The sequence below is a fragment of the Quisquiliibacterium sp. genome, from assembly GCF_982640115.1.
This window is the reverse complement of record NZ_CEXFHW010000077.1, coordinates 1-17,454: the sequence shown is the minus strand read 5'-3', so window position 1 is coordinate 17,454 and position 17,454 is coordinate 1. Positions and strand designations below refer to the sequence as shown.

Here is a 17,454-nt window from a genome sequence, read left to right as displayed (position 1 = left end):
CCGGCGCCGCCGATGCGGGAGGTGATACTGATGCGCCAGGCCTGAGGGCAGGGCGCCCCCGCTGGGGGCGCCTCGGGGCGGGGCTTGGGCGCCCCGGAGGTCTGGGCGCGGGCTTCAGGCCGCCTTGCGGGTGGCCGGACGGGTGGCCTTGGTGGCCGCGGTGAGGTTGGCTTCTGCCGCTTCCACGGCCTGCTTGGTCGCCTTCTGCACCTGATCGAAGGCGGTGTTGGCTGCCGAGACCGCCGACTTCATCAGGGTGACCACGCCTTCGCTGCCGGCCGGCGCGCTCTTGGCCATGGCATCGATGGAGGCCGTGAACTGCTTCTGGCCTTCGGCCATCTGCTTCTCGACCAGTCGGGCGATCTCGCCGCCGGCTTCGCTCGCGATGTCGTAGACATGCTTGGCATAGGCGCCCATCTTGTCGGCGGTCGGCTGCAGGCCGTTGATCGACCAGTCGCCCACCACCTTGATGTCCTTGGCGGTCATCAGGCCACGCATCTGGTCGGCGCTTTCCTCCAGCGAGGATTTCATGGCCTGGAGGTTGAGTTCGGCCAGCTTCTCGAAGGCCTCGAAGGACTTCAGCGCGACGGCCTGGAAAGTGTCGAAGGTGAGCTTCTGGGCCTGGACGAACTGCTCGGGGGTATTGACCATGGGTGCCTCGCTGCGTGGGGGTGTCTTGGTTGGGGAGCCCGGCGGTCGCGCGACCCGGTCAGTCGGTTATTGTGCGCCGCACCATCGCATTGTAGGGGTTTTTGAAACCGCGTCAAGTGATGAATGAGGTCGGAGCCCAGGCACGCCCTGCGCCCCGTGCTGGCGACCGATGTCATTGAATTTCAAGGATTAGTCGTCGGGTAAGCCTGATTCGTAGCCTTCCCGGGCGATTCACCGGCATGATGACCCTCCCGTCCCGGGCGTGATCGATGTCACAGGGCTGGAGAACACCGTGGCTGCGCGCGTTGCAATGCAGCGAGGCTCGGGTGGCCGGTCGGCAAGCACGGTGCCGGGCGAAGTTCCACGCCTGTCGGCATCGTGGCGGAGCCTCCCTCAGGCCGGCGGGTCACCGGTCGAGCCGCGTCGGGCGCCGCCGGTCGGTGTTTCGAGAGTCGGCTTGAAAATCCCCTCTCAAGCACTTCATTCACATGGTCTTTTTGTTAGACTGCGCCGGTGGTTTCCGGATTCCATGTCGGGGGTGTCCTTGTCTCGTCCTGATCGTCGCGCCGCGCGCGCCACCTTCGCTCTGCCGGTGGCCCTGCTCACCGCCTGCCTGCTCTTCACCTCCTTGCCTGCCCAGTCGCGCGAAGCCCCGTCGCGCGAGTCTGATGCCGCCCGCTCGGCCAGTCGGGCCGCGCCCGCGCGCCAGGCGGCGCTGGTTCGTCAGGCCCCCTCGGGCAGCGCCGCCAGGTCCGAGCGCGCCGCAGGTGCCCGTCAGGCCGCGGCGCCCCGGCGCGGCGCCGCGTCGGCGCCCGCCGTGGCCGGCACGGCCCGCAAGCGGCAGGCCGCCGCGCGCACGGCGGCGGCGCTGGCGGCCGGTGGCGCGGTTGGCGCAGCGGCAGCGGCGCCCCGCCTGAACCCGGCCCCCGCGCGACTGTCGGTTGGTCATGCCACCGGCCTGCATGCCGTCGATGACCCTCTTGATCTGCACTCTGCGGTGGCCCTCGTGGCCGACCACCAGACCGGCGAGGTGCTCTTCGCCAAGAACACCGATGCGGTCCTGCCGATCGCCTCGATCACCAAGGTGATGACCTCCATGGTGGTGCTCGATGCCGGCCTGCCGCTCGACGAGGTCCTGCAGATCAGCGCCGACGACATCGATACCGAGAAGGGTTCGCGCTCGCGCCTGCCACCCGGCACCCGGCTTACCCGCGGCGAGCTGCTGCAGCTTGCCCTCATGGCCTCCGAGAACCGGGCCGCGCATGCCCTGGGCCGGCACTATCCTGGTGGGCTCGAGGCCTTCGTGGCGGCCATGAATGCCAAGGCTCGGGCGGTGGGCATGGCCTCCAGCCGATTCTCCGACCCCACCGGGCTGTCCGGCCGCAACATGGCCAGCGCAAACGACCTCGTTCGCATGATGCGGGCCGCCTACGAGTACCCGCTGATCCGCCAGTACTCCACCGCGCCCGGACTCACCGTCGATGCCGGTCGGCGGCCGGTGGCCTTCCGCAACACCAATCGCCTGATCGACCAGTCCTCATGGTCGATCGGCCTGCAGAAGACCGGGTACATCGCCGAGGCGGGGCGCTGCCTGATCATGCAGCTCGTGATGGACTCCCGTCCCATGCTCATGGTGCTGCTCGAGTCCGCCGGTCGGCACTCCCGGTATGGCGACGCGCAGCGGCTGCGTCAGTGGGTCGAGACCGCGCATCGGCGACCTGCCGAGCGTCCGTCGGCGGGCGGTGTCGCGCCGATCCGGACCAGCTACGCGTCGGCCGGCTCGTAGCCGAGCGCCGACGAGATCTGCCCGGCGGTCTTGCAGAGCAGGTCGATCCAGTCGTCCTGGACGAAATCGGCCGGCGCCGAGATCGACAGTCCGGCCACCAGGCGCGCGGAGTCATCGCGGATGCCTGCGGCGATGCACCGCACGCCGAGCTCGAGTTCCTCGTTGTCACGGGCATAGCCGCGTGCCCTCACCAGCGCAAGCTCGCGTTCCAGGCGCGCCGGTTCGGTGATGCTGTTGCGGGTGTGGCCGGCCAGGCCGGTGCGTGTGCCGTAGGCGCGCACCAGGCGCGCTTCGTCGGCGGCCAGAAAGAGCTTGCCCACCGAGGTCAGGTGCAGCGGCGCGCGCCCGCCCACGGCCCGCACCACCTGCATGCCCGAGCGCTCCGAGACTGCCCGCTCGATGTACACGATCTCGTCACCCTGACGGATCGAGAGGTTGACAGGCTGGCCGGTGGCCCGGTGCAGCTCACGCATCGGGCCGAGGGCGGCATCGCGTACATTGAGTCGCGCCTTCACGAGGTTGCCGAGTTCGAGCAGGCGCATGCCGAGCTGGTAGGCGCCGGGCTCGGAGCGGTCGACGAAGCGGGCGGTGACCAGGTCGTTGAGGATGCGATGCGCGGTGGACGGATGCAGCCCGGTGCGCAGCGAGAGTTCCTTGAGGCTGACCGCGTCGGGTTGCGCGGCCAGCGCGTCGAGCAGGGCGACCAGCCGGTCGATGACCTGGATGGCGGTCTTGCCGGCGTCGGCAGGGTCGGAGGAGCGTGGGCGTGACATGGCGAGGGAGCGCGGGTGGGTCGGCCTGCGCCAGCGCACAGGGCGGGGCGCAATCGCCTGAAATTCTATACCACCTTGTGAAAATCAACCCGGCCTGTCAGTTTCATGTGTTCAGACGATGAGACGCTCGCTCGACGCAACCCGCTTGTTCGCCCCCCGGAACCGGCTGATCGAGAGCGAGGCGAGATCGATCTCGGTGGGCTCGCCCAGCGCGATGCTTGCCACCTGCCGGCCCACCGCCGCAGCCTGCTGCACGCCGTGCCCTGAAAACCCGCAGGCATTGATCCAGGCCGGCTCGTCGGGGTCGGCGCCGATGATCGCGTTGTGGTCCGGGGTGACCTCGTAGTAGCCCCACCAGCAGGCTCGGCGGTCGAGGCTCACCTGCTCGAACCACGGGAAGCGGTCGAGCGCCGAGGCCACCACCGTGTCGAGCCAGGGCCAGTCGATGCCCTCCGAGAAACCGGTGTCGGCGGGGTTGCTCTGGCCGAAGATCAGGCGCTGGTTCTCGGAGCGGAAGTAGAAGCCGCTGCCGAGATCGACGGTGAGCGGGTAGGGTGAGGCGCGCATCAGTGAGGCCGGCAAGGGTGCGCTGGCGAACACCACCCGGCGGGCCGCATCAACCGGCACCTCGAGCCCGGCGAGAGCGGCCACCTGGCCTGACCATGCGCCTGCGGCATTGATCACCCGATCGGCCAGCAGGCTGTGCTCGCCGGCATTGATCCGCCAGCCGCCGGGCCGACGCTCGATCGCGCTCACGCCGGCGTTCACCCGAAGGCTCGCGCCGAGCGCGCGCGCGCGCTCGGCGTAGTGCAGGCAGATGCCGTGCGGATCGACCACGCCGTCCTGCGCGCACCAGGTGGCGCCGGCCAGCCCGGCGGCGTCGATCGGCACGATGCGCGCGGCCTCGGCAGGCGAGAGCACCTGCACCGCGGCACCGAGCCGGCGCTGCAGGGGAACGGCCGCGCGGTGCGCATCCCACTGATCGGGCGGCACGAGGAAGAGGTAGCCGATCGGGCGGTAGGCGGCCGCGGGCATGTCGCGGTACTCGCGCAGGCTGCTGGCTGACAGCGCGATGTTGGTCTCATCCGAGAATTGCAGGCGCACGCCGGCGGCGCTCCGGCCGGTGGAGCCGGTGGCCGGCGCGCTCTCGCGCTCGAGGACCACCACCCGAAGTCCGCGCTCGGCCAGGCGAAAGGCGCTGGCGCACCCCATGATGCCGGCGCCGATCACGGCGACATCGAAGCGCGGCAGGGTGCCGCTGGCGGTGCTCGTCATGGCCGCGCCCCAGACAGGCGCGAGGGCTCGTGCGCGGTTTCCAGACTGCGCCAGGCCAGGCGCGCTGCGGCAAGGTCCCAGAGAGCCTGGCCCACGCTCTTGAACACCACCGGGGCGCCGGCGCCAGGGGCGATCGCACCCGGTGCGAGGTCTTCCAGCTGCGCGACCGATTCGAGCGGGACGCTGGCCTGGATCAGGTCACCGGCCTCGTGCCGGGCGCCGGCACGGTCATCGACGACCACGCGGGACCGGCGCACCAGCGTGGCCGGCAGTTCGCACATCTCGGGCCGGTAGGCGCCGACCGCCGCGACGAAGGCGTCATCGCGCACCGCGTCAGGGATCACCGGCGCCAGGGCAGTGGTGGCGGTGATGATGAGCCGGCAGCGGGCCAGCGCCGGGACCGGGTCGTCGATCACCGTGGCGGCCAGACCCAGATCGCCTGCATGGGCGCGCAGCGCCGCGGCTCGGGCCGGGTCGCGCCCGAGGATCCACACCCGGCTCACGGCGAGCAGTTCGGCGAAGGCCTCGAGATGCGCGCGGGCCTGCACGCCCGCGCCCACCAGGAGCAGTTCGGCCCCGCGGGCCGCGCCCAGCCGCATGGCCGCGAGCGCGGACAAGGTGGCGGTGCGCCGGGCGGTCACGGTGGGGCCGTCGAGCATCAGCAGGCGTTCGCCGGTGTCGGCGCGCATCAGCAGGACCTCGCCCAGCAGGCTGGGCAGGCCGCGGCGCGGGTTGTCGGCATGGACGGTCACCAGCTTGGTGACCGCGTACTCGCCATCGCTCGCGGGCATCGCGAGCAGCACCCCGCCGGTGAGCGGCACCACCAGCCGCTCGGGCGAGAGCGTCTGGCCGGCGCGTCGTCGCGCCAGCATGTCGGCCAGCGCCTCGGCGAGCGCCGCGTGGGGCAGGGCGGCCGCAGTGGCGGCGGCATCGAGCAGGATGAGACTCATGCGAGGTGGCGCTGTTGACGTGGAGGGATGGCGGATGCGACGGCAATGCCATCGGTATGGCGCGCGCCGGGCAGGCCGCGAGCGAGGAAGCCGGGGCGGCCGCGCGCGCCGCTGGCGGCGTAGTCGGCGCAGGCTGCCTGCTGCGCGGCCTCGTGCCCGGCCCGGCGTCGGGCCGGATCGGAGGTCGGGTCGGTCTCGATCAGCCAGGCGAGCACCAGTTCGGCCAGGCGCTCGGCGCTGATGCGGTGGGTGGCGTCGGTGCGCTCGAAGAGCCAGTCGGACAGCGCCAGGAAGCGCCGGAAGGGCGCGTCGCCGAGCACCAGCGGCAGGCTCTGGCGGAATCGCCCGGAGTTGCCGATCAGATCCCAGTAGCGGGCGAAGCGGCTGATGCGCTGCAGATCGGCAAAGCCGATGTCGCGGGTGGCCAGGATGTTGTAGGGCGGGGCCGGATTGAAGCGCAGCGCGAAGGCTTCCTCGTGGCGGCTGATCGGCGCGCCGCGCAGGCGCTTGAGGATGCCCACCTGGATCTCGTGCGGGCCGATGCGCGCGAGGCGCTCGAACCCCTCGCCGAAGCTCGCCAGGGTCTCGCCGGGCAGCCCCGCGATCAGGTCGACATGCAGGTGCGCCTGGGTGGCCTGCAGCAGCCAGCGCAGGTTGTCTTCGGCGGCGGCATTGTTCTGACGACGGCTGATCAGGGCCTGCACCTCGGGGTTCCAGGTCTGGATGCCGATCTCGAACTGCAGCGTGCCGGGCGCAAAGCGGGTGATGCGCTCGCGCAGGGCCGCCGGCAGGTGATCGGGCACGAGCTCGAAGTGCGCGAACACCGGGTCATCCGGGTTCTCGGCCTGGCGCGCAAGGAAGAAATCGAGAATTGCCCCGGCGGTGTCGATGCGCAGGTTGAAGGTGCGGTCGACGAAGCGAAAGCGCCGCGCGCCGCGTGCGTGCAGGCCGGCGAGTGCCTCCAGCACGCGGGTCAGTGCGAAGGGCCGGGCCGTGCGGTCGAGGGCCGAGAGGCAGAACTCGCACCGGTAGGGGCAGCCTCGCGAGGCCTCGAGGTAGAGGTGCCGATGCCGCAGGTCGTCGTCGGAGAACTCGTCGACCGGCAGCACCAGCTCACGCGGATCGGGGTCGCCGCCCGGCACCACGCGGTTCAGCGGTCGCGGACCGTCGAGCAGCTGGCGGGCGAGCAGCGCGAAGGCGGTCTCGCCAGCCCCGGTGATCACATGATCGGCCATGGCGCAGATCGGCTGCCGGTCGATCTCGTGGCTCACCTCCGGCCCGCCGAGCACGATGGCCACCTCGGGCGCCACGCGGCGCAGCAGCGCCACCAGCCGGGTGGTGGCCTCGACATTCCAGATGTAGACGCCGAAGCCGATCACCCTGGGCCGGTGGGCAAGCAGCCGCTCGGCCATGTCTTCGGTGGGCGCGCCCACCACGAACTCGACGATGCGGCTGCGCGGCCGCAGGGCGCCGAGGTGGGCGCGCAGGCTGCGAAGGCCAAGCGAGGCGTGGGCGTGACGGGCGTTGAGCGTGCAGAGGATCAGTTCGGCCATGACTTGCCCGGGGACAGGCGGCGCGGTCGGGCCGGCCTGATGCAGAATCATACCCATGGCTGACAAGACCCCCCACGCGCATGGCGCGGCGCTCTCCGAGATGGACATCCGGGTGCGCGCGCTCGAGACCCTGCTCACCGAGAAGGGCTACATCGATCCCGCCGCCCTCGACGAGATCATCGAGACCTACGAGCACCGCATCGGCCCGCACCTCGGTGCGCGGGTGGTGGCGCGCGCCTGGGCCGATCCCGCCTACCGGGAATGGCTTCTGCGTGATGCCACCGCGGCCGTGGCCGAGCCGCCCGACTTCGGTTTCGTCGGTCGCCAGGGCGAGCATCTGGTCGCGGTCGAGAACACCCCTGAGCAGCACAACCTGGTGGTCTGCACGCTGTGCTCCTGCTACCCCTGGCCGGTGCTGGGCCTGCCGCCCGCCTGGTACAAGTCGGCGCCCTACCGATCGCGGGCGGTGATCGATCCGCGGGGCGTGCTGGCCGATTTCGGTCTCACCCTGCCGGCCGATACCCGCATCCGGGTCTGGGATTCCACCGCCGAGATCCGCTACCTGGTGCTGCCCATGCGGCCGGCCGGCACCGAGCACCTCGACGAATCGGCGCTGGCCGCCCTCGTCACGCGCGACAGCATGATCGGCACCGGCCTGGCCCGGGCGCCGGGCCAGGGAGTGCCGGCATGAACGGCGCCCACGACATGGGCGGCGCCATGGGCTTCGGCCCGGTGCCGATCGAGCCCGACGAGCCCCTGTTCCACGAGGCCTGGGAGCGCCGTGCCTTCGCGGTCACGCTGGCGGCCGGGTTCCTGGGGCGCTGGAACATCGACATGGCCCGCAGCGCACGCGAGAGCCTGCCGCCGGCGCGCTACCTCGCCAGCAGCTACTACGAGATCTGGGCCCTCGGACTGGAACGGCTGCTGCAGTCGCGCGGTCTGGCCAGCGCCGCCGAGATCGCCGCAGGACGGGCCATCGACCCACCCCTGCCGGGTCTGCGCGCGGTGCCGGCGCAGGCGGTGGCCGGCGTGCTCGCCCGCGGCGGCCCCACGCAGCGCGAAGCCGCCGCAGCGGCGCGCTGGCGTGTCGGCGATCGGGTACGGGCCCGCAACATCCACCCCACCGGTCATGTGCGCCTGCCGCGCTACGTGCGTGGCCATGTCGGCGTGATCACCCTGATCCACGGCGTGCATGTGTTTCCCGACAGCCATGCGCTGGGGCTCGGTGAGCAGCCCCAGTGGCTCTACACGGTCGAGTTCCGCGGCCGCGAGCTCTGGGGCCCCGACTGCACGGCCGATGCGGTGTGCGTCGACTGCTGGGAGTCCTACCTCGAGTCGGCGCCTTCGGAAGGCGCAGCCGGATGAGCCCGACCGCGCCGCCCTGCGGCGCCGAGGCGCCGGTGTTTCGTGAGCCCTGGGAGGCCCAGGCCTTCGCGCTGGTGGTGGCGCTGCACGCGCGGGGCCTGTTCACCTGGCCGCAGTGGGCCGCCTGCCTGTCGGAAACCCTCGCGCAGGCCGAGGCGGGGGGCGAGGTCGGCGCCGGCGAGGACTACTACCGCCACTGGCTGACGGCGCTGGAGCGGCTGGTGGTCAGCCGCGGGCTGGTGCCCCCGCTCGGCCTGGGCGCCATGCGCCAGGCCTGGCGCACCGCGAGCGAACTCACGCCGCATGGCGAAGCGCCCCGTCTGCCGGCCGGCGTGCGGGCTCTCGGCAATCGCTGAGCGCCCGCGCGAGCCTCACTCGAAGGGCGGCTCGTCCCACCACGGGAAGAAGGCCGGCATGTCGGTGGACACCTTGTTGGGGTACACCGGCTGGCGCTTCTCCAGGAACGAGCTCACGCCCTCGCGCGCGTCGGCCGACTGGCCACGGGCCTGCACGGCGCGGCTGTCGATGCGGTGCGCCTTCATGGGGTGATCCTGCCCGGCCATGCGCCAGAGCATCTGGCGGGTGAGGGCCACCGACACCGGCGCGGTGTTGTCGGCGATCTCGCGGGCCAGGGCGCGGGCCGCGGGCATGAGATCGGCCGGCGCGTGCACCGAGCGAACCAGGCCGCGCTCCAGCGCCTCCTGGGCGTTGAACACACGGCCGGTGAAGCACCACTCGAGCGCGGTCTGCATGCCCACCACCCGCGACAGGAACCAGGTGGATGCGGCCTCGGGCACGATGCCGCGGCGTGCGAACACGAAGCCGAAGCGCGCCTCGGTGGAGGCCAGGCGGATGTCCATCGGCAGCTGCATGGTCACGCCGATGCCCACCGCCGGGCCGTTGATCGCGCCGATCACCGGCTTGAGGCTGCGGAAGATGCGCAGGGTGGTCAGGCCACCGCCGTCCCGGTAGACCTCGCCCACCTTGGACTCCTCGCGGGCGCTCTCGCTGCGCGAGGCGTAGTCGAAGGTCTTGCCGCCGGCCGAGAGGTCGGCCCCGGCGCAGAAGCCGCGGCCGGCGCCGGTGATGATCACCGCGCGCACCGCGTCATCGGCATCGGTTTCGTCGAACACCGCGATCAGCTCGTCGCGCATCCGGGTGGTGAAGGCGTTGAGCTTGTCGGGGCGGTTCAGCGTGACGATGGCGACGCCATCCTCGACGCTGTAGAGCAGGGTCTCCAGGGCTTGCAGGGCCATTGGTGGTCTCCGGATAGGGCGGGCAGGGGCTGCGCGCGTCAGCGGCGAGCCTAATGGATTCATCTGCCGCGCGGGCGTGCCACGACCGGCGCGCGCGCCGGCTTCGGAACGCGGCCGCGCCGCCGCGGGCATTTCGGAAGCGGCCGGGTCGCGAGGCCGCCCAGGTCGGGGATCGACACTTCGGCTGCGCGTGGGCCGGAGCGGCCCGGGCACTCAGCTCGCCGGCCCGCAAATGCGCCGGTTCAGGCCGTGCGCATCACGGCCGCGATCCGCTCGAGCAGCATCTCCGAGGAGCCGTCGACGAAGCTCGCCACCCGGGCTCCGATCAGGTGCCGGGAGAACGGGTGCTCCTCACGCAGGCCCTCGGCGCCCATGGCCTGGGCGAGCGCCGGCAACTGCCGCTCGGCCATCCGGGTGGCCAGCAGCTTGGCCTGGGCGGCGGCGAGCTGCGCATCGACACCGGCATCGATCTGCGCCGCGGCATGCGCCACCATCAGCCGGCAGGCTGCGAGTTCGCTCGCTGCCTCGGCGAGGCGCCATCGCCAGCCCTGGTGCTCGGCCAGCGGGCGGCCGAAACTGCTGCGCCGCTCGCCGAAGTCGGCTGCCACCCGCAGCGCCTCGGCCACCATGCCGCAGCTCATGGCCGCGATGTAGGTGCGCGCGCCGTTGATCGAGCCGAGCGCGGTCTTGAAGGCCTGACCGGGCGGGTGCAGCACCTCCTCGTCGCTGACCCGGTAGTCCTGCAGGCGGAAACCGCCGGTGCCGATGCTGTGCTGACCACCGAGCGCGAAGGCCGGTTCGCGGATGAAGCCCTCGCGGCGGCCATCGACCAGGAAGCCTGCGATGCCGCGGCCCTTCGAACCGGGCTCGGTCTGTGCGTAGAGCACCACCACATCGGCCTGCGCCGCATTGGTGATCCAGGCCTTGGCGCCGTTCAGGCGCCAGCCGCCGGGGCAGCGGGTGGCGGTGGTGGTGATGCCGGCGAAGTCGGAGCCGGCTCCCGGCTCGGTGAGCGCGGTGCAGCCCAGGCGCCGACCCGCGATCAGGTCGGGCAGATAGCGGGCCGCGACCTCGGGCCGGGCATCGCGCGCCAGCTTGGCGGCAATGTTCTGGGTGTTGATCAGCGACATCGTGAAGCCGAAATCGGCGCCACCGAGCACCTCGGCTATCTGCGCCTTGCAGCTGAACGAGAGGTCGAGGCCGCCCTGATCGCGTGGCACCTGCAGCCGGGTCAGGCCCAGGGCCGCCGCTGCGGCGAGCCCTTCATGACCGATGCGGCGCTCGCGCTCCCATCGGGCCGCCTGCGGCGCGACCACCTCGCGCGCCAGCGCGGCGGTGCGGTCGATCAGGGCGAGTTCATCGGCGGTGAGGGTCATGCTCGGGGCCCGGACGGATGGATCACCGCCCGATGGTACGACGCGGCCGTTGCGCGCTCAGCGGCCTTCGTAGGCGTCGGCCAGCGCCTGCGCGCATTCCCGGACCAGCGCCGGGCCGCGATAGATGAGACCGCTGTAGACCTGGACCAGGGTGGCGCCGGCCTCGATCTTGGCCAGCGCATCGGCGCCCGTGAGGATGCCGCCCACCCCGATGATCGGGAAGCCGGCAGGCAGGCGCGCCCGCAGGGCGGCGATCACCCGGTTGGAGGCGTCGCGCACCGGCGCGCCCGACAGGCCACCCGGCTCCTCCGCGTGCGGCAGCCCCGCCACGGCATCACGGGCCACCGTGGTGTTGGTGGCGATCACTGCGTCGAAGTCATGGCGCGGCAGCGCCTCGGCGATCACCGCGATCTGCGCGTCGTCGAGGTCGGGGGCGATCTTCAGGGCGAGCGGCACGCGGCGCCGGTGGGTCTGCTGCAGGCGATGACGGGCATTGGCCAGGCCCTCGAGCATCCAGTCGAGGCTGTCGCCGCCCTGCAGCTGGCGCAGGTTGCGGGTGTTGGGCGAGGACACATTCACCGCCACATAGCTCGCCCGCTCGTAGACCCGGTCGAGGCAGATCAGGTAGTCGTCGAGCGCACGCTCCATGGGCGTGTCGGCGTTCTTGCCTATGTTCACCCCGACCACGCCGCGCTCGCGCGCAAAGCCGAGATTCTCGAGGAACTGATCCACGCCCAGGTTGTTCAGGCCCATGCGGTTGATGATCGCCTCGCGCTCGGGCAGGCGAAACAGCCGGGGCCGCGGGTTGCCGGCCTGCGGACGAGGGGTGACGGTACCCACCTCGAGGAAGCCGAAACCCAGCGCACGCAGGGCCGGGACATGCGCGGCGTTCTTGTCCAGCCCGGCCGCCAGGCCGACCCGGTTGGGAAAGTGCAGCCCCATCACCTCCACCGGGTCGTCGACCCGCGTGCCCGCGACCAGACGCAGCACGCCGCAGGCATGGGCGCGGTCGAGCTGGCTCAGGACGAGGTCATGGGAGCGTTCGGCATCGAGCGAAAACAGCAGTGGCCGGGCCAGGTCGTAGGCGTTCATCGGGACACGGGAAAGGGGCGGGTGACGCGGCGATCAGCGCAGCGCCGGCGGCGGCTCGGCCTGCCAGCGGCCGCTGTGCAGGTACTCGATCGGGCGGTAGCCGGCCTTGTAGGCCATCTTGGGGCTCTGGGCGATCCAGTAGCCGAGATAGAGGTAGGCCAGGCCAAGGGTGCGGCACTGCTCGATCTGCCAGAGGATGTTGAAGGTGCCGTAGCTGGCGCCGGCCACATCCGGGTCGTAGAAGGTGTAGACCGAGGAGAGGCCGTCGTTGAGGATGTCGATGATCGACACCATGCGCAGCCGGCCGTCGGCCTCGCGGAACTCCACCAGCCGGGTGTTGACCTTGCTCTGCAGCAGGAACTGCGCGTACTGCTCGCGGCTGTCCTGATCCATGCCGCCGCCGGAGTGCCGCGATGCCTGGTAGCGCAGGTAGAGGTCGTAGTGTTCGGCGGCAAAGCCCAGGCGGGCCACCAGGGTGCGCAGCGGCGCATGCAGTTGCCGGGCGCGGCGCTGCGAGCGGGAGGGGCTGAAGGTGGCGGCTGGCACCCGCACCGGCACGCAGGCCCGGCAACCGTCGCAATGCGGCCGGTAGGTGAATACGCCGCTGCGGCGAAAGCCGGCGCGCACCAGCTCGCTGTAGACATCGGCATTGATCAGGTGGTTGGGCGTGGCCACCTGACTGCGTGCCTGCCGATCGGCAAGGTAGCTGCAGGGGTAGGGCGCCGTGGCGTAGAACTGCAGCGCCGAGAACGGCAACTCGGTGGGGTGGGTCATGCGTCAGGAAGCGCGATTCGCAGGCTGGACCAATCCGGCGGGGGCAGGGCAGTCAGCTCGCGCATTTCCCGCAGGAACTCGGCGCGCGCCACCGGCGCAGCCCCCAGCGAGGCGAGGTGTCCGGTTTCCTGCTGGCAGTCTATCACGCGAAAATCGAGGCCTCGCAGCAGGGCGACCAGCCCCGCGAGCGCCGCTTTCGAGGCGTCGGTCTCGCGCGCGAACATCGATTCCCCATAGAACATGCGGCCGATCGCCACCCCGTACAGGCCGCCCACCAGGGTGTCGCCCCGCCAGGTCTCCACCGAGTGGGCCAGGCCGAGCTGGTGCAGTTCGCCGTAGGCCTGGCGGATGGCCGGCGTGATCCAGGTGCCCGGTCCGTGCCCCGGTCGGGGCGCGGCACACGCGGCCATCACCTGCGGGAAGGCCCGATCGAGGCTCAGCGTCCAGTGGCCCTCGCGGCGGGCCCGCCGCAGCACCTTCTGCAGCGAACGGGTCACCTTGAAATCGGTCAGGCGCAGCACCATGCGCGGATCGGGCGACCACCACAGCACCGGCTGCCCTTCGCTGAACCACGGAAAGATGCCCCGGTGGTAGGCCTCGATCAGCCGCTGGCCCGACAGGTCGAGGCCGGCGGCGATCGGCGCATCGCCCGCTGCCCGGTCCGGCGGCGGCAGCGGGTCGCCAGGATTCACCCAGGGGATGCGCATGCGCGGCGGTGGCCCGGCGGGACTGGCGGGACTGGCGGGACTGGCGGGACTGGCGTCAGGCCGGCAGGCCGCCCTCAGGCCCGGGGGCGGCGGTCGTAACGCAGGGTCTGGGTGTGCAGCCGCCACTGGCCTGCGCGGCGGTCCTCGAAGAACCATTTCAGGGTGTGCGTGACGGTGGGAAAGGCGATCTGATCCCAGGGGATGTCGGCCTCGCTGAAGAGCCTGGCCTCGAGGCTCTCGGGGCCGGGGTCGAAGCGCTCGTCGAGCACCTTGGCGAGGAAGAACATGTGGACCTGGTCGACATGCGGCACATCGAGGATGGAGAAGGGCTCGCCCATCTCGATCTGCGCGCCGGCCTCCTCGATGGTTTCGCGGTGCGCCCCCTCGTGGGTGCTTTCACCGTTCTCCATGAATCCCGCCGGCAGGGTCCAGAAACCATACCGGGGCTCGATCGCGCGCCGGCAGAGCAGGATCTGCTCGCCCCAGACCGGAACGGTGCCGAGCACCATCCTCGGGTTCTGGTAGTGGATGGTGCCGCAGCCGGCGCAGCAGTAGCGCGGACGGTTGTCGCCGGCGGGAATGGTGTGCTCGACCGATTGGCCGCAAGCTGAACAGAAGCGCATCCGGAACCGTCCGTGAATGATCGGGTCGAGTGTATCGCAGCCCGGCCGCGGGCAAGCGGGGCCGGCTCCCGGCGGTACCGCTGGTCGGTTTGCGGGCCTCGCCTTGCCTCGGAAGTCATTTGCGCGGTATAGTCGTGGTCTTCCGGACGCGGGGTGGAGCAGTCTGGCAGCTCGTCGGGCTCATAACCCGAAGGTCGCAGGTTCAAATCCTGCCCCCGCAACCAACAGTATTCTCCAGGGCCTGCCGGCTCTGGTCGCCCCGGGTGTCCGGGGCACGCGCAACGGGCTGCCCAGACTTTCGCCCGTTCTGTCGGCCAACAGTGTGCTGGCCGCGCCGCCCGGTTCGCCGGTTTCACCATCCGATCAGCAGGCGCCTTCACGCGCATGGAAATCGCTCAGGCGAAGATCGTCATCGAGGCGGCTCTGCTTACCGCGGGTCAGCCCCTGTCGGTGGCCGATCTGCGCCGTCTGTTCGAGCAGTCGCTGACCGGCGCCGAGGTCGAGGGCATCCTGCGGGAACTGCAGGCCGACTGGCAGGGGCGCGGCGTGCGGCTGGTGCCGCTGGCCAGCGGCTGGCGTTTCCAGAGCGCCCCGGAGCTTGCCGAGTTCCTCGGTCGGCTTCAGGCCGACAAGGCTCCTCGTTACAGCCGTGCCGTGCTCGAGACCCTGGCCATCGTGGCCTACCGTCAGCCGGTCACCCGCGGCGACATCGAGGACATCCGGGGCGTGACCGTTTCCACGTCGGTGGTCAAGGCCCTCGAAGACCGTGGATGGATCGAGGTCATCGGCCAGAAGGATGTCGTTGGCCGGCCCGCCCTGTTCGCCACCACCCGCCAGTTCCTCGACGACCTCGGCCTGCGCTCGCTCGACGATCTTCCCCTGCTGCCCGATGCGGCCAGTCCGGCCCAGGCCGTAGCGGTGCTCGGGCAGCAGTCGATCGCCTTCGATCCGGCGGAGGCAGAGCCGGCCGGGTCTGTTCCTTCAGCCGATTCAGCCGAACTTCCCCCGCCTGTCCGATCGTCCGGGCTTCCCGAGGCCGCGTCGGCTGCCGACACCCCACTCCCCGATTCCGAACCCCGCGACGCGTCCTGACGCGCGGAGGACCCTGCCTTGCCCACCGACTCACCCGACACTCCCCCCGTCGCCCCCGTGGCCGACAGCCCATCGACGCCTGCCGGCGTGGCCGCGCCCGATGCGCCCGCCCCGGCCCTTGCGCCTGGCCGGCGTCCGCAGCTGCGGCTGCCCAAGCGGTTGAAGGCCGAGTCGGCTGCGCCGGCGGGGGAGCCGCTGTCCGCGCAGGCCGTGGCCGGGGGCGCCTCGCCGGCCGGGATGCCATCGGCCAGGCCGGGCCGCGCTCCGGTTGGCGACGAGTCCGAGGATGAGGACGGCGACCGCCAGCCCCACATGATCGTGCGTCGCGATGGCCCCGGTCGTGGTCGCCGAGGACCCGAGGGCGGCCCCGGCGAAGGCCGCGGTCCGCGTTCGGCGCGTCGGCGCGGCGCCCGCGGCGGTCCGCGTGAGGCTGGCGAGTCCGGCGGCGAGGCCCGCCGTCCAGCCGAGGCCCGCCCACCTCGTCAACCGGCCCCGCCGCCGGAGCCGGCCGAGCCGATCCCCTTCTTCGCCGAGTCGGTGGTCACCGCCCCGCCCGAACCACCCGAGGGCCTGCCCGATGCCGGACCCGGCCTCGAGGACGGCCCCAAGCTGCACAAGCTGCTCGCCGATGCCGGCCTGGGTTCGCGCCGCGACATGGAGGAACTGATCATCTCCGGCCGGGTCTCGGTCAATGGCCAGCCCGCTCATGTCGGGCAGCGCATCGGCCCCAGCGACCAGGTCCGGGTCAATGGTCGACCGCTCAACCGCAAGGTGATCGCCACCCAGCCCAAGGTCCTGCTCTACCACAAGCCGGCCGGCGAAATCACCACCCGCGACGATCCCGGTCAGCGCGCGACGGTGTTCGAGCGATTGCCCAAGGTGCGCGGCGGGCGCTGGGTCTCGGTGGGCCGGCTCGACTTCAACACCGAGGGCCTGCTGGTGTTCACCACCTCCGGTGAACTCGCCAACCGGCTGATGCATCCCCGCTACGGCTGGGAGCGCGAGTACGCGGTGCGGGTGATCGGGCGCATCGACGACGAGGCCCGCGAGCGTCTGCTGAACGGCGTCGAACTCGATGACGGCCCCGCCGCCTTCTCGCGGCTCGAGGACATCGGTGGCGACGGTGTCAACCACTGGTACCGCGTGGTGATCGCCGAGGGGCGCAACCGCGAAGTCCGGCGGATGTTCGAGGCGGTCTCGCTCACCGTGAGTCGGCTGGTGCGGGTGCGATTCGGGCCGCTCGGCCTGCCGCGCAATCTGGCGCGCGGCCGCTGGGTGGAGCTCTCCGAGGCCGATGTCGGCCTGCTGTTCACCGCGGTCCGGCGCGCCGGACCGGTGCAGGGGGCGGCGGAGGCCGACGAGGCCGTGTCCGATCATCCCCGGCATGATGATTTCGACGACGACGACATCGCCGTCCTCGATGATGAATGGCAACCCGGCATGGCCAACGCCCACCTCGAAGGGATCACCCGCGAGGTCCGCAAGGGCGAGCCCGGGGCGCGCGGCGGTCGCCGACGCGGCTTCATGGGCTCGCCGCCTGCGGTCGGGCCGAGTGCCACCGGCGATGTGGTCTTCACCTATCCGTCGGGCGGCGCACCGGCGGGGCTGCGGATCGGCGGCCCCGGCGGCCAGCGACCCGGCACCGCGCCGCGCCGCGGCAAGGGCGGCAAGCCGGGCAGGCCGGGCAAGTTCGGCGGGCCCGGTGGCCAGGCAGGGCAGCCCGGTCAGGGCGGGCCCTCGGGTCAGGGAGGCCCGTCGGGCCGTGGTGGCTGGCAGGGCAAGCCCGGTCGACCCGGCAAACCCGGCAAGCCGGGCAAGGGCGGTCAGCCCGGACAGGCAGGGCGGGGCGGCCCGGGCGGCCCGGGCGGCTTCGGCGGCGGCGAGGCCGCGCCGGGGCAGGCCGGACCGCGTTCGGGTCCCGGTGGGAACCCCGGCCAGCGCGGACCGCGCGGCCGGCCGGGCGGGGGCGCCGGGCCCGGAGCAGGCGCTCAGCCGGGGCAGGGCGCGGCGCCGGGCGGCAACCGGGGCTCGGGGCGTCCGGGCGGCCGCTCGCGCTCGCGTCGGCGCGCTGATCCGGCTCGCAAAGCGCCTGAATAAGCGCTATAATCTTCGGATTCCAAGCGCCTGCTCGACCATGCACCGGCAGGCGTGCTCAAAAAAATGGGCTGGCCAGCCCATTTT

Annotated in this window: 17 protein-coding genes and 1 tRNA gene; 7 read left to right on the top strand and 11 right to left on the bottom strand. The window is 71.7% G+C overall.

Annotated features, from left to right (window positions below; all coding sequences use genetic code 11):
• Positions 1 to 114: 114 nt before the first annotated feature.
• Positions 115 to 651, bottom strand: coding sequence for a phasin family protein (locus tag AC2H6A_RS10435; protein ID WP_484273256.1), 537 nt, complete (start codon positions 649 to 651; stop codon positions 115 to 117).
• 538 nt (positions 652 to 1,189) lie between these two features.
• Between AC2H6A_RS10435 and pbpG the strand changes: the two genes are divergently transcribed.
• On the top strand, positions 1,190 to 2,437 hold the full coding sequence (gene pbpG / locus AC2H6A_RS10430) for a D-alanyl-D-alanine endopeptidase (RefSeq protein ID WP_484273258.1): 1,248 nt from the start codon (positions 1,190 to 1,192) through the stop codon (positions 2,435 to 2,437).
• Here pbpG and AC2H6A_RS10425 read toward each other — a convergent pair.
• The 4 genes from AC2H6A_RS10425 to AC2H6A_RS10410 form a co-directional block, all read right to left on the bottom strand.
• A complete protein-coding gene (locus AC2H6A_RS10425; RefSeq protein WP_484273254.1) occupies positions 2,416 to 3,210 on the bottom strand; it encodes an IclR family transcriptional regulator in 795 nt (264 codons plus the stop codon). The two genes, pbpG and AC2H6A_RS10425, sit on opposite strands and share 22 nt — an antisense overlap.
• 111 nt (positions 3,211 to 3,321) lie before the next feature.
• Positions 3,322 to 4,485 (bottom strand): NAD(P)/FAD-dependent oxidoreductase, encoded by a 1,164-nt coding sequence (locus AC2H6A_RS10420; RefSeq protein WP_484273252.1) that lies wholly within the window; start codon positions 4,483 to 4,485, stop codon positions 3,322 to 3,324.
• The gene (locus tag AC2H6A_RS10415) at positions 4,482 to 5,435 is read right to left on the bottom strand and encodes a delta(1)-pyrroline-2-carboxylate reductase family protein (RefSeq protein ID WP_484273250.1); all 954 of its coding nucleotides are present in this window, start codon (positions 5,433 to 5,435) and stop codon (positions 4,482 to 4,484) included. The genes AC2H6A_RS10420 and AC2H6A_RS10415 overlap by 4 nt, the downstream gene beginning before the upstream one ends.
• On the bottom strand, positions 5,432 to 6,988 hold the full coding sequence (locus AC2H6A_RS10410; protein ID WP_484273249.1) for a B12-binding domain-containing radical SAM protein: 1,557 nt from the start codon (positions 6,986 to 6,988) through the stop codon (positions 5,432 to 5,434). The genes AC2H6A_RS10415 and AC2H6A_RS10410 overlap by 4 nt, the downstream gene beginning before the upstream one ends.
• A 55-nt stretch (positions 6,989 to 7,043) precedes the next feature.
• Between AC2H6A_RS10410 and nthA the strand changes: the two genes are divergently transcribed.
• The 3 genes from nthA to AC2H6A_RS10395 are packed head-to-tail and all read left to right on the top strand — an operon-like array spanning position 7,044 to position 8,709.
• A complete protein-coding gene (gene nthA, locus AC2H6A_RS10405) occupies positions 7,044 to 7,679 on the top strand; it encodes a nitrile hydratase subunit alpha (protein ID WP_484273248.1) in 636 nt (211 codons plus the stop codon).
• Complete coding sequence (gene nthB / locus AC2H6A_RS10400) at positions 7,676 to 8,353, top strand: nitrile hydratase subunit beta (RefSeq protein WP_484273246.1); 678 nt, start codon at positions 7,676 to 7,678, stop codon at positions 8,351 to 8,353. The genes nthA and nthB overlap by 4 nt, the downstream gene beginning before the upstream one ends.
• The gene (locus AC2H6A_RS10395; RefSeq protein WP_484273244.1) at positions 8,350 to 8,709 is read left to right on the top strand and encodes a nitrile hydratase accessory protein; all 360 of its coding nucleotides are present in this window, start codon (positions 8,350 to 8,352) and stop codon (positions 8,707 to 8,709) included. The genes nthB and AC2H6A_RS10395 overlap by 4 nt, the downstream gene beginning before the upstream one ends.
• A 15-nt stretch (positions 8,710 to 8,724) precedes the next feature.
• Here AC2H6A_RS10395 and AC2H6A_RS10390 read toward each other — a convergent pair whose 3' ends face one another.
• The 6 genes from AC2H6A_RS10390 to AC2H6A_RS10365 form a co-directional block, all read right to left on the bottom strand.
• On the bottom strand, positions 8,725 to 9,609 hold the full coding sequence (locus AC2H6A_RS10390) for a crotonase/enoyl-CoA hydratase family protein (protein WP_484273243.1): 885 nt from the start codon (positions 9,607 to 9,609) through the stop codon (positions 8,725 to 8,727).
• Positions 9,610 to 9,851: 242 nt separating this feature from the next.
• Positions 9,852 to 10,985, bottom strand: coding sequence for an acyl-CoA dehydrogenase family protein (locus AC2H6A_RS10385; protein WP_484273241.1), 1,134 nt, complete (start codon positions 10,983 to 10,985; stop codon positions 9,852 to 9,854).
• A gap of 57 nt (positions 10,986 to 11,042) precedes the next feature.
• Entirely contained in the window at positions 11,043 to 12,077 is a 1,035-nt protein-coding gene (locus AC2H6A_RS10380) for a quinone-dependent dihydroorotate dehydrogenase (protein WP_484273240.1), read from the bottom strand.
• A gap of 33 nt (positions 12,078 to 12,110) precedes the next feature.
• Complete coding sequence (locus AC2H6A_RS10375; RefSeq protein ID WP_484273238.1) at positions 12,111 to 12,851, bottom strand: arginyltransferase; 741 nt, start codon at positions 12,849 to 12,851, stop codon at positions 12,111 to 12,113.
• Positions 12,848 to 13,558 carry a leucyl/phenylalanyl-tRNA--protein transferase gene (gene aat, locus AC2H6A_RS10370; protein ID WP_484273237.1) on the bottom strand — a complete coding sequence of 237 codons (711 nt, stop codon included), beginning with the start codon at positions 13,556 to 13,558 and terminating at the stop codon, positions 12,848 to 12,850. Before aat ends, AC2H6A_RS10375 begins: the two co-directional genes overlap by 4 nt.
• 74 nt (positions 13,559 to 13,632) lie before the next feature.
• Complete coding sequence (locus tag AC2H6A_RS10365) at positions 13,633 to 14,181, bottom strand: NUDIX hydrolase (protein ID WP_484273236.1); 549 nt, start codon at positions 14,179 to 14,181, stop codon at positions 13,633 to 13,635.
• Positions 14,182 to 14,328: 147 nt separating this feature from the next.
• Between AC2H6A_RS10365 and AC2H6A_RS10360 the strand changes: the two genes are divergently transcribed.
• The 3 genes from AC2H6A_RS10360 to AC2H6A_RS10350 all read left to right on the top strand — a co-directional run bounded on the left by AC2H6A_RS10360 (position 14,329) and on the right by AC2H6A_RS10350 (position 17,370).
• Positions 14,329 to 14,405: transfer RNA gene (locus AC2H6A_RS10360), tRNA-Met, on the top strand.
• Positions 14,406 to 14,565: 160 nt separating this feature from the next.
• Positions 14,566 to 15,273 (top strand): SMC-Scp complex subunit ScpB, encoded by a 708-nt coding sequence (scpB, locus tag AC2H6A_RS10355; RefSeq protein ID WP_484273235.1) that lies wholly within the window; start codon positions 14,566 to 14,568, stop codon positions 15,271 to 15,273.
• Positions 15,274 to 15,291: 18 nt separating this feature from the next.
• Complete coding sequence (locus tag AC2H6A_RS10350) at positions 15,292 to 17,370, top strand: pseudouridine synthase (RefSeq protein WP_484273234.1); 2,079 nt, start codon at positions 15,292 to 15,294, stop codon at positions 17,368 to 17,370.
• Positions 17,371 to 17,454: the final 84 nt, after the last annotated feature.